General features: G+C 37.6%; 10 protein-coding genes. 4 read left to right on the top strand and 6 right to left on the bottom strand.

The genetic code is table 11. The features are described 5' to 3' along the window. Positions 1-618: 618 nt before the first annotated feature. Positions 619-1,677, top strand: a complete 1,059-nt coding sequence (locus tag LZF87_RS06005) for a 3-oxoacyl-ACP synthase III family protein (RefSeq protein ID WP_244342974.1) — start codon at positions 619-621, stop codon at positions 1,675-1,677. Between the two features lie 130 nt (positions 1,678-1,807). Here LZF87_RS06005 and LZF87_RS06000 read toward each other — a convergent pair whose 3' ends face one another. Together LZF87_RS06000 and LZF87_RS05995 are read right to left on the bottom strand one after the other, a co-directional pair. Next, positions 1,808-2,215, bottom strand: a complete 408-nt coding sequence (locus tag LZF87_RS06000) for a hypothetical protein (protein WP_244342971.1) — start codon at positions 2,213-2,215, stop codon at positions 1,808-1,810. Between the two features lie 156 nt (positions 2,216-2,371). After that, positions 2,372-2,890 carry a hypothetical protein gene (locus LZF87_RS05995; RefSeq protein ID WP_244342968.1) on the bottom strand — a complete coding sequence of 173 codons (519 nt, stop codon included), beginning with the start codon at positions 2,888-2,890 and terminating at the stop codon, positions 2,372-2,374. Positions 2,891-3,300: 410 nt separating this feature from the next. On the opposite strand from LZF87_RS05995, the gene LZF87_RS05990 reads away from it, so the two are divergent. After that, positions 3,301-4,998, top strand: a complete 1,698-nt coding sequence (locus LZF87_RS05990; RefSeq protein ID WP_244342965.1) for a T9SS type A sorting domain-containing protein — start codon at positions 3,301-3,303, stop codon at positions 4,996-4,998. A 193-nt stretch (positions 4,999-5,191) separates the two neighbouring features. Here LZF87_RS05990 and LZF87_RS05985 read toward each other — a convergent pair whose 3' ends face one another. Next, positions 5,192-5,707: a DinB family protein gene (locus LZF87_RS05985; protein ID WP_244342962.1), complete on the bottom strand. Its 516-nt coding sequence runs from the start codon at positions 5,705-5,707 to the stop codon at positions 5,192-5,194. A gap of 366 nt (positions 5,708-6,073) precedes the next feature. Here LZF87_RS05985 and LZF87_RS05980 point away from each other — a divergent pair, with 366 nt between their 5' ends. Further along, complete coding sequence (locus LZF87_RS05980; RefSeq protein WP_244342959.1) at positions 6,074-6,874, top strand: SDR family NAD(P)-dependent oxidoreductase; 801 nt, start codon at positions 6,074-6,076, stop codon at positions 6,872-6,874. 197 nt (positions 6,875-7,071) lie between these two features. Continuing rightward, positions 7,072-8,472: a serine hydrolase domain-containing protein gene (locus LZF87_RS05975; protein ID WP_244342956.1), complete on the top strand. Its 1,401-nt coding sequence runs from the start codon at positions 7,072-7,074 to the stop codon at positions 8,470-8,472. A gap of 461 nt (positions 8,473-8,933) precedes the next feature. On the opposite strand, the gene LZF87_RS05970 is transcribed toward LZF87_RS05975, so the two are convergent. From LZF87_RS05970 to LZF87_RS05960, 3 genes are all read right to left on the bottom strand, one after another. Then, positions 8,934-9,410, bottom strand: coding sequence for a TlpA family protein disulfide reductase (locus tag LZF87_RS05970; RefSeq protein WP_244342953.1), 477 nt, complete (start codon positions 9,408-9,410; stop codon positions 8,934-8,936). A 3-nt stretch (positions 9,411-9,413) separates the two neighbouring features. Further along, on the bottom strand, positions 9,414-10,466 hold the full coding sequence (locus LZF87_RS05965; RefSeq protein ID WP_244342950.1) for a hypothetical protein: 1,053 nt from the start codon (positions 10,464-10,466) through the stop codon (positions 9,414-9,416). A 63-nt stretch (positions 10,467-10,529) separates the two neighbouring features. Next, a complete protein-coding gene (locus LZF87_RS05960) occupies positions 10,530-10,745 on the bottom strand; it encodes a hypothetical protein (RefSeq protein WP_244342947.1) in 216 nt (71 codons plus the stop codon). Positions 10,746-11,067: the final 322 nt, after the last annotated feature.

Raw genomic sequence — 11,067 nt, 5'->3', positions numbered from 1 at the left:
CGGTGGCTGAGGCCCTCGAAGCCACTTGTTTTATAATTGTTTTCTGTCTTTAGACGTGCCTTCGAGAGCCTCAGGCACCGCGTGTCATTCATAATATGGTTTTGGGGAAGGGCTTTCTTTTGTACTGCCTTTTGTTTTCAATAGCCGAACCACTTGATACGGTGGCTGAGGCCCTCGAAGCCACGTGTTTTGTAATTGTATTCTGTCTTTAGATGTGCCTTCGAGAGCCTCAGGCACCGCGCGTCATTCATAATATGGTTTTGGGAAGGGTTTTCTTTTGTACTGCCTTTTGTTTTCAATAGTCGAATCACTTGATACGGTGGCTGAGGCCCTCGAAGCCACGTGTTTTATAATTGTATTCTGTCTTTAGACGTGCCTTCGAGAGCCTCAGGCACCAGATGTCATTCACAATATCGGGCATCATTCATAATATGGTTTTTGGGAAGGGTTTTCTTTTTGGAAACAATCAAAACATTTCAACTGTAAACTATAAAATAAAAACTCATTTAATACTCTCACTAATTTTACCACATTTTTTTGTAAAAAAAGGTTAGAAAACTAATTTTTAAACAGTAAATCCGACAGATTTCTTACCTTAGTGCGGTTAAAACCTACGTCATGACCATAAAAATAACGGGATCAGGAAGTTACATCCCAACACAAGTTGTTACGAATACCGATTTTGCACGTCATCAGTTTCTAAATGAGGACGGCTCCACTTTTGCTGTTCCCAATGATGTAATTGCCGAAAAATTTTTGGACATCACCGGAATTGAGGAACGCCGCTATGTAGAAAATAATTTAAACACTTCTGATATTGCCTTCTTTGCGGCCGAAAAAGCCATCAAAGACGCCAATCTGGATCCGGAAACACTGGATTACATTATCATGGCGCATAATTTTGGCGATGTCAGACACGGTGCCATTCAAAGTGATACGGTGCCCAGTATTGCATCACGCGTTAAAAACAAACTGAAAATAAAAAACCCAAAATGTGTCGCTTACGATGTTATGTTCGGTTGCCCGGGCTGGATCGAAGGCATGATTCAGGCACAAGCGTTCATCAGAGCCGGCATGGCCAAAAAATGTCTGGTAATCGGGGCTGAAACCCTTTCCAGAGTGGTGGACATACACGACAGGGACAGCATGATTTATTCTGATGGTGCGGGCGCTACTGTTCTGGAGGAAACGGAAGGTAACGACGGAATACTTTCCCACGAAACCGCTTCTTTCACGTATGAAGAAAGCAACTTTTTATTCTTCGAAAAATCCTACAACAAAGACCATAACCCCGATGTCCGCTACATCAAAATGTATGGGCGTAAGATTTATGAGTTTGCATTGAGCCAGGTACCGGCAGCCATGAAATCCTGCCTGGAAAAAAGCGGTATCCAAATCGCCGACTTAAAAAAGATCCTGATCCATCAGGCAAATGAAAAAATGGACGAAGCCATCGTACAGCGTTTCTATAAATTACATCAGCTTACACCTCCTGAGAATGTAATGCCGATGAACATTAAAAAACTAGGCAACAGCAGTGTGGCTACCGTTCCTACCCTATACGATTTAATCCTGAAAGGCGAAATTGAAAATCAGGAGCTGAACAAGGGCGACGTAATTCTATTTGCTTCGGTAGGTGCAGGAATGAACATTAATGCGTTTGTGTATCGTTTTTAGGGAGAAGAGAAAAGGAAGAAGAGAAAAGGGAAAAAGAGTAAAGAAAATAGAGAAAATTCCAAATCTAAAATCGAATTATATACTCCATAAAAAAGGGGCTGCTCGTTTGAGACAGCCCCTTTTTGTTTTACTATAACGTAACCTTATGTGCGGTTACCGTTGTGATGAACGCTTCCACTTCATCTAATTCTTTGCTAATGCGTTCGCGGTCGAGTTCTTTTTCCACCAACGCTACCGATCCGTAGCTTTCTTTTCGGTTTTCAAGTAAGAACTTTTTGTATTCAAGCCTTTTCTTCTTTTTCTCCAAATCCTCTTTGGTAGGTCCTTCCGGTAAAACAGCCAGTACTGATGTAGTGGCTTCAAGCTCCACTAATACTCCCTGCAGAATGGCTTCTATTTCTACTGAGGTAGTACTATAGTTAACGGTAAGTCGGTCTACCGATATTTGTTTAAACACTAAATCGGATTTTTCTTTTTCTGCCCATGTTAATAATACATCGCAATCGGCTACTGTGGTAATTTTGTTTAATGAATACATAATTCTAAAAATTTTAATGGTTACTAATGCTTGTACAGTTTCCAAATGATATGTCAAAAAATTCTCACAATATCCTTCATGCGAAATTTTAACATTTAGTAAGAAAATATACCACTTTTAAATCGTAGCCATTTTTCTGATATTCAACAACTTTTCTTATATTTTTAATTTTATTCCGATTTTATTTTTTAACATTTCGGTGGTTTCTTTTTTTAATTGCAGTTGCTCCAAATGATGCAAACTGTTCTTACTTAAGCTTAGTTCGATCCGTTCTTTTACATCCAATGCCAAAGCGGCAAAGGTGATATTGTCCGGAAACAGCTCTAAATACTGCACTACCCCTAACGCAGCAAAGCAGTCTTTCCGCATCTTTTCCACTGTTTGTATTTTACGCTCCAGGAGTATTACCTTGTGCTGCTGTGCCCGGTATTCTTTTTCTAACCATTTTTTATGGTTCTTTTTCTCGGCTTCAATAATTTTTTCAGCTTCTTTAGTGCCCGATTTCGATGTATGGACCCAGGTCAGCAAATCGGCAACTATCGTACTGGAGCCCGGTGGCATTTCGCGTTGTCCTATTTCAGACATAGCCCATTGCGATCGGCTCACTCCGGTTAGCTTCGCCATTTCTTTTTGGGACAAACCCAAAATACCTTTTATACCTGTTTTAGATTTCATTGTGACATTTTTTTCGTGACAAATAGTTTGTCACAAATAGCTTGCCACAAATTTGTGACAGTTTTTTTCGATTGGTTTTTTTGTCACAGTTTTTTGTTGTGGGGGCTGAGATTATCGTAATCACAGTTGCTGTAACTTTTTTGAAAAATCACCATTTTTGGTGATTGTGTAGGTTGTTTTTTTTTAGGCAAGCCTGGAAAATTATGTTAAAAACAATTCATGTTACCGAATATTATTAGGAGAAATTGAATTAAAAACATAGTTTCGCCGGCCAGTACGTTTGTTTGACCGTATCAATCAAAAAAATAAATTTAGTATAACACAGCATTCATTTTTTTCCTTTACTACTCAACATGTTTTCAAGAAATCAGCCAACATTTTTAAACCCAAACAAACAATAACATATTGAAATGAAAATTACCAAAACGCTATTAACAATCTCAATCCTTCTATTTAAAAGTATAGCTGGTTTTGCACAATGGAGTACAGACACAAGTATAAATAATCCTATCGGTACCGAACAAAGAGATCAAACTGCTCCAAGAATAGTTTCAGACGGCAATGGCGGAGTCATAATTGCATGGGTCGACTTCCGACAAAGTACAACTAACAGCAACATATGGGCTCAACGTATTGATTCTAATGGAGTAACACAATGGCTTACTAGTGGCGTTTCAATTTGCACAGCATTAAATAACCAAGACCAAGTAGAAATTATTTCTGATGGCAATGGAGGAGCTATTATTGTATGGAGTGATAGAAGATACAATAGTACTTACACGGATATATTCGCACAAAAAATCAACGCTGCAGGAGTTGTCCAATGGACAACCAATGGTGTCGGCATTTGTTACGCACCAAATCATAATTATAATCCGCAAATAATTGCAGACGGCAATGGAGGTGCCATTATTACGTGGATGGATAATAGAACTGATGGTCGTGGAGATATATATGCTCAATCCATTAACTCTTCAGGAGTGGTACAATGGACAACTAACGGAATTGCTATCTGCAACATTCCTGATAAGGAAAGTGATTTAAGTGATTATCCAGCAATAGTTTCAGATGGAAATAATGGTGCAATAATTACATGGGCTGACTTCAGAAATGGCTTGAACTGGGATATATACGCGCAACGTGTTAATTCTTCTGGAGCTATTCAATGGTCTGACAATGGAATCGTTATCTGTGATGCTGCAAATCATCAGCCTGATCCTACTATTATTTCAGATAATAATGGAGGCGCTATAATTGTATGGAGTGATGAAAGAAATTCAGGTACCAGTACTGACGTCTACGACATTTACGCTCAGCGGGTAAATTCAAATGGAATTGCACAATGGGAAACTAATGGCATTACCATTTGCTCCTCTTTAAATTCTCAACAAAATCCCGTTTTAATTTCAGATGGAAACGGTGGTGCTATAATAGCATGGGAAGATTTTAGATCATCGAATGATTCGCCTGACTTATATGCTCAGCGAATTAATTCGTCTGGAGGCGCACAATGGACAACTAATGGGGTTCCTATCTCAACAGCAGCGGATGATCAATGGCTTGGAAACATTATCCCTGATGGAAATGGTGGCGCTATAATTGCATGGCAAGATGAGAGACTCGGTTCTTCTTCTGCTGATATATATGCGCAACGTATTAATCCTAATGGAGCTGTACAGTGGACAACAAATGGTGCCCCAATTAGTACTGCTGCTAACATTCAAAGAAATCCCTATCTAGCTTCGGATGGCAATGGCGGGGCTATTATTGCATGGGAGGACTATAGAACCGGAACAAATTATGATGTATATGCTCAACGCATTAATATGGTTGGAAATCTATCCACTGAAACAGTATCCTATATGAATAATTCTTTTGTAAAGGCCTTTCCAAACCCTTCTAATGGCAGGATTACATTTCAGTCAACAGAGATTTTTTCCGATGTTTATATAATAAATCAACTGGGAGAAACAGTGTATAAAGAAACTTCAGTAAACAACCACAAAAAAGAACTTGATCTGACGAATTTATCAGACGGCATTTATATCTATAAAACAATTTCTAACGGGAACATAATTTCAAACGGGAAACTGATTATTGCACATTAATTTTTAGTGTACCCGCTGCGCAAAGTCTGACTACGTCGAACCACTTCGTTAGGTTTCCCGACTTTGAGCAATAATGTTTGCAATAATAACTTTGAAATAAAAAGAAAAGCTACAACTTAACGCTGTAGCTTTTCTTTTTTGGTCTATAAATGAGCAAACAAATTCGTCAGACTTTGCGGAGCAAGGGTTGTTTTTATTCGCTCCAGGGCGGTGTTATTCCGTTCACTCGAGCATAAGCAATTAATTGTCCGAGATGTTCATTTGAGTGCCCCAGAACAATCAAAATTGCACTCATGTTGGTAAAATCACCGGGGAATGGAAACACGATCTTATTCGCCAAAGCACCATCCTTAGTATTTTTGATCGTTTCGATTATTACATCATAGGATCGTCTCAATTCCTTTTCAATAGCGTCTTTTGTTTTGAGGTCTTTTTCAAGCGTTTCCATTTTCACATCTGCAGGGATTTTAGCACCTAGCTTCGATGCAAAAAAATAATTCGATGAAATAATATGGCTGCAGACCTCGGCAACAGACCGAACCCCTTTTCCAGGTGAATAAGAATATTTTTCAGCCGGAATAGCCTTTGCAAGTTGCATTACATGTCCAGATACATAAGTAAGGGAGCCTACAGATTCTTTCTGAAACTGGCCCTGGCAAAATGCTGTTGACGTAAGCAAAAGCGCGAAAAATGTAAGTAGATATTTCATAAGCTTTAATTTTATTTTTACTATTCTAAAGATAGTGAAAAACGTTGAATGTTTTTTGTTTGTAAAGTACCCCGATAGCGCGGATATACTTCGTCAGTTCGGCTAAAGCCTCGGGTATAATCCGCGCCCACAAACAGAATAAACAAAAACTACAACCAGAACAGTTGTAGTTTTTTATTTTAAAGATGCGGCTGAGCTATGGTTAAAAGTTGATAAAATTTAATTACGATTAAAGAGATTTAGTACAATTCATTATCTTAGTATGGGTTCAAATTTTCTTTTTGATAAAAGATAGAGTTTGATTGTAGATATATTCAAGTTGTGCGTCAGCTTGAGAAACAATTCTATTAACTAAAAACGCTTAAAATGACAAATACACAAGAAAATGTAATATGGATAACTGGTGCTTCATCTGGCATTGGCAAATCAATGGTCTTTGAATGGGCAAGATTAGGATATAAAGTTGCTCTTTCCTCCAGACGTAAAGAACTATTGGATAAAGTGGCAGACGAGATTAGGCATTCAGGCGGGGAAGCATTGGTAATACCGTGTGATATAATGGAAGAAACCGCTATTGAAAATGCAGTCCAACAAATCATTAAAACCTGGGGGCGTTTGGATGTAGTTATAGCTAATGCCGGTTTTGGTGTTTTTGGAAATATGGAAAAGCTAACAGCCAAAGATTGGAACAGACAATTACAAGGCAATGTCACAGGCTTAGCCTTAACGGTTAAATATGCCTTGCCACATTTAAAGAAAAACAATGGCAGGATTGGGTTAGTGGGCAGTGTAGGTGCATATCTTCCTAATCCTAATTTGGGCGCATACGGTGCTTCAAAAGCTGCCGTACACTCAATTGGTCAGACTTTACAAGTTGAATTAATGGGTACAGGTGTGAGTTGTACTACGTTGCATCCCGGATTTGTGGTTTCGGAAATTGCAAGAATTGATAATGACGGCGTTTGGCATCCTGAACGACCAGACCCACGTCCGTCAAACTTACTCTGGCCTACTGATAAAGCTGCAAAAGTAATGGTAAATGCTATATTAAAACGAAAGAGAAATTATGTTTTCACCGGACACGGCAAAGCCTTTGTATGGGTACAACAATGGTTTCCTGGATTAATGAGATTTATAATTTCAAAAAGCCCAAAACCAGATGCCTAATAAAGCAAAGCGAACGCAAAACAGCGCAACCAAGATTATTGTTGCTTTCCGCTTGTCTTTTGTTTCAGTTTCAAAATAAACTTCTGTCTTACCGAGTAAACTCGGTTTTAATTACCACAACGTCGCAGTTACATGAAACGTTAGTGGTAATAAAAAAGTGAACACTCTAAACTAGAATAATACTAAATCCAGTAACCATGAGTACAAAATTACATAGGTATTTCCTAGCTCAAATTATTCTCGCAGTGAGTTTATATTGTTCCGCTCAATCTTCAACTAAATTGACGCGCAGTTTGGATTCCTTGGTTAATTCAGAAATGCAAAAGCAGAATTTCCCTGGACTTTCACTCGCAGTCGTAAGAGACGGAAAAATTGAATATGTGAAGGGTTATGGTTTTTCCAACATAGAGCATCAAGTACCAGTTAAGCCCGAAACGATATTTCAATCTGGCTCCCTGGGAAAACAATTTGCGGCATTCGCAGTTATGCTTTTGGTAGAAGACGGAAAAATGACATTAGATGACCGGCTTACAAAATATTTCCCCGATGCTCCTGCGGAATGGAATGCTATTACGATCAAAAACCTCTTGACACACACTTCGGGATTTGGCGAATACACAGACGGCTTTGACTTAAAGAAAGATTATACTGAGGATAATCTGTATCGGATTTTCAGAGAGAAGCCCTTAAAGTTTGCACCTGGTGAAAAGTCGGATTATAGCAACATGGGTTATGCAACACTCGGGATAATAATAAGTAAGGTTACCGGCGACTTTTACGGCAATTTTTTAAAACAACGTATTTTTGATCCGTTGGGAATGAGTACTGCAAGGGTCATATCCGAAAGCGACATCATTGTCAATCGCGCTGCCGGATACAGAATGGTCAATGGTGAAATAAAGAATCAGGAATGGGTTTCACCATCAGTTAACTCAACAGCCGATGGCTCGCTTTATTTAACCGCACTTGATATGGCAAAATGGGAAGCAGGACTAAATGCAGGGAAATTGTTAAAAAGAGAAAGTTACGAGGCAATATTTTCACCCGTAAAACTTAATGACGGCACTACTTTCCCTTATGGTTTTGGATGGAGAATCAATACTTTAAACGGCAAACGCATATTCGATCATGACGGCACTTGGCAAGGCTTTGAATCAACCATTATACGGTATCCCGAAAAAAAAATAACGGTTATTGTTTTTGCGAACTTAATACGAACCAATACCAATAGAATTGCTAAAAGAACTATGGAGTTATATCAGCCAGAACTCAAAATAACAAAGTTAAAACCTATTAAAGACAACGAACCAAAAGTTACAGCCTTGGTTAAAGATTTTGTCACGAGGGTGATTGAAAAAACGCTGGTAGCAGATATGTTCACACCTGAGCTTGGAGCAGAATTCATACCCCAGTCCGAAAAGACGTCTGCATACTTGAAAAAACAAGTAATCTTTAACGGTTTAGAGCTGCTTGACCGAAAGAATCTGGACAGTAAAACCAGAATGTACCATTACCGATTGCATTTCAGCAAAGAGTCCATAGAAATACTGGTAACCTTAACGAAAAACAATAAAATTTCAGGAATAGAGGGAAGATAGTAAGCTTATTGAATTTGGGTCAAAAAAGATTCACTACTGCTAACAGTACATTAGCGCAATTTGCTATATTTTCATAACCGGAAATTCCAAAACCCGATATCACAGATTTACTTCGTTAGTTCGGCTAAAGCCTCGGGTGCACTCGAGCATAGCGACAGCCGAAGGAATCCGTGCTCACAACCAGAATAAATAAAAAACTACAACCGCAAAAAGTTGTAGTTTTTTATTTTAGCAACCAGCCGCAATGTTCATTGACAGCACGAGCAAGATGCTCGCGCTAGCGAAGAGGGTTCGGAATGAATATTAATGCGATTGTTTATAGGTTTTAGATTTATCTTTAGGGATAAGAGATAAGAAAAAAAGGGAACGTTTGTTTTAATCGTTCCCTTTTTGGTTTTATGAAAAGCTTTGCTTTTTGCATGGCTTCTCATGGATTATTATTAGTAACTGCTCAAGCTCTTCTATATTTTACGGATGCCTTCAAGTTCTTTTATGGCATCTAACAGCTTGCCATTTTTGTCATATGCTTTAACAACCGGATACGAAATGGAAATACCTAATGAAAAATCAGAAGGAAAATCATCGTCAGCATCCAACAAAAGATGCCCTTTGAAATTGGTCATCTTTTTCATATCAAAAAAAGAAATAAGCTGTACTACATCTCTGCCTTTTGCAACCAGCACATAAGTAACGTCTTTCTCTCTGGATTTAAAAAAATCCAAATATTCATTAATTATACTGCAATCTGAACAATCTGTCGTGTAATATATAAATACCGTTTTCTTGTTTTCCATCAAATCCTCACGGGTAAAAGTTCTTCCGTTAGTGGTTGAATACTCAAAATCGGGAATTGTTTTAGAAGCGTAGAATCGACTGAAAAGAAACCAGAGGATCAGTAAAAGACATATGCCTGCAGTGAGTTTAACTATTTTTTGCATCTATTATAAAAATTTGTAGCTCATAAAATCAAATAAAGCGGTTTGGGAAGTAGCAAAGTCCGGTGTTACTTCTTTTCTGCATTTATTGTAAAACACATCGTTTTTAAACGCTCCGTTGAGAGCCCGCAACTCACTGTCTGAAGCATACATCACCAAATCATAAGTGCCGGAATCGTTCCTGTCATATTTAATATAACAGGATTCTTTTAAGATTTCAAAATTTAAGATTTGCGAATTATACGCAACACTTCGTTTTACTTGTTTCCCTGTTGTGTATAATTCGGATTTAAATTCATAAATACCTAAATCTATTTTATCGACGATAAGAAAACCTACGTATGGGTATTCGGTGTTATCTTTTTTAGGGGAAAACTCAATTTTATACAGGTTTGTATCTTCCGACACTTTAAAGTTGAATCCGTCTCTGAATTTGGATATCAGCTGTAGTTCTGAGCTGTTAATCGGACTGTTGGAATGTGTTAAACTTTTATTGAAAATCAACGTACTTTCTTTGTATAAGAAAACAGGCTTCCCTTGCACCAATTGAAATTTTGAAATAATGGCATTGCACTTTTCAGCGAAATACCCCCGCTGTTTCATCAAATGAAACCTGTTGTTTAAAAACAACAACGTATCCCTGTCGGCTTTCAGCAGATTATACACATGAAAAGAGCTGGGCTGATTCACATTCCTCAAACTTAAAGAACGCTTATAAACACTGTCTAAAATAGAGGTAATACTGTTTTTTACAATGACAATTTCAGCAAGCTTTATGCCTTCAATCTTACTCAGATAAATCTTATTCCCGTTAAATTGTGCTGTCTTGATAATGGTATCGTAATAATCTTCTTTAACTACTGTAACCTCATTGATTTTCTTCATATTAACTTCCACAATACCTTTACCATCGGTCCTACCAATAATGGACTCGCTGTCATAAAGCAGCACATCCCTTAAGGGCATTTTATCTTTTGCGTCAAAAATTTCAATTTGCTTCTTCTGTGAAAAAGAAACGTTACACAGTAAGAGTAAAGTAAAATAAAAGAGTTTCTTCATTTGCCTATTTTCATTTCAAAAAGTTAAAAGAGTGGAGTTAAACCCCACTCTTTGTCGTTGATTTTATTCCCAAAACCACTGCCATCTGTCACCCGCACTACATTTAACTTCCTGTAGCTCGTACATAGGCTGTAAATTCTGATCGTATCCTACAAATACCTCCTCTAAATAAGTTCCGGTAATAACTGTTACGAAACCTAAACTAATTGAACCACACTTTGCAAAAGCCGATGTGGAAAGCAACAATGTTGCTGCAACTATATAAAAATTTTTTTTCATTTTTAATCTTGATAATTTCTTTGTTAAATCAAATTTTATCCTTTTGTGAATTTTGTGCACAGATCCACAGCTCCATTTTTTATTTTCTTTGGGATAAACGGCAAATCCCTCAATTATCGGCCAAATAATGCGCTTTAATTCATAAGAATTAAGCTACGGCAAACATAGTAAAAAAATAACAAACACCAGTAGAATTGTTATTTTTTTAAAAAAATCACAAAACAAACTAATACTAAAAGTCTTACAATGCCATTTTAACAGAATATTAAATATTGACAGCCTAGAAATAGCAACTGAGAAAATTATAAATCAGCGTAAAAAC

It is taken from the genome of Flavobacterium enshiense (genome assembly GCF_022836875.1).
Lineage (GTDB): Bacteria > Bacteroidota > Bacteroidia > Flavobacteriales > Flavobacteriaceae > Flavobacterium > Flavobacterium enshiense_A.
This window is presented reverse-complemented; position numbering and strand designations above follow the sequence as displayed.

Bases quoted from the DNA above. Each gene is read 5' to 3' on its own strand.
- LZF87_RS05970 (WP_244342953.1), bottom strand. From the start codon at position 9,410: ATGCAAAAAATAGTTAAACTCACTGCAGGCATATGTCTTTTACTGATC.
- LZF87_RS05960 (WP_244342947.1), bottom strand. From the start codon at position 10,745: ATGAAAAAAAATTTTTATATAGTTGCAGCAACATTGTTGCTTTCCACA.
- LZF87_RS05995 (WP_244342968.1), bottom strand. From the start codon at position 2,890: ATGAAATCTAAAACAGGTATAAAAGGTATTTTGGGTTTGTCCCAAAAA.
- LZF87_RS06000 (WP_244342971.1), bottom strand. From the start codon at position 2,215: ATGTATTCATTAAACAAAATTACCACAGTAGCCGATTGCGATGTATTA.
- LZF87_RS05965 (WP_244342950.1), bottom strand. From the start codon at position 10,466: ATGAAGAAACTCTTTTATTTTACTTTACTCTTACTGTGTAACGTTTCT.
- LZF87_RS06005 (WP_244342974.1), top strand. From the start codon at position 619: ATGACCATAAAAATAACGGGATCAGGAAGTTACATCCCAACACAAGTT.
- LZF87_RS05980 (WP_244342959.1), top strand. From the start codon at position 6,074: ATGACAAATACACAAGAAAATGTAATATGGATAACTGGTGCTTCATCT.
- LZF87_RS05975 (WP_244342956.1), top strand. From the start codon at position 7,072: ATGAGTACAAAATTACATAGGTATTTCCTAGCTCAAATTATTCTCGCA.
- LZF87_RS05990 (WP_244342965.1), top strand. From the start codon at position 3,301: ATGAAAATTACCAAAACGCTATTAACAATCTCAATCCTTCTATTTAAA.
- LZF87_RS05985 (WP_244342962.1), bottom strand. From the start codon at position 5,707: ATGAAATATCTACTTACATTTTTCGCGCTTTTGCTTACGTCAACAGCA.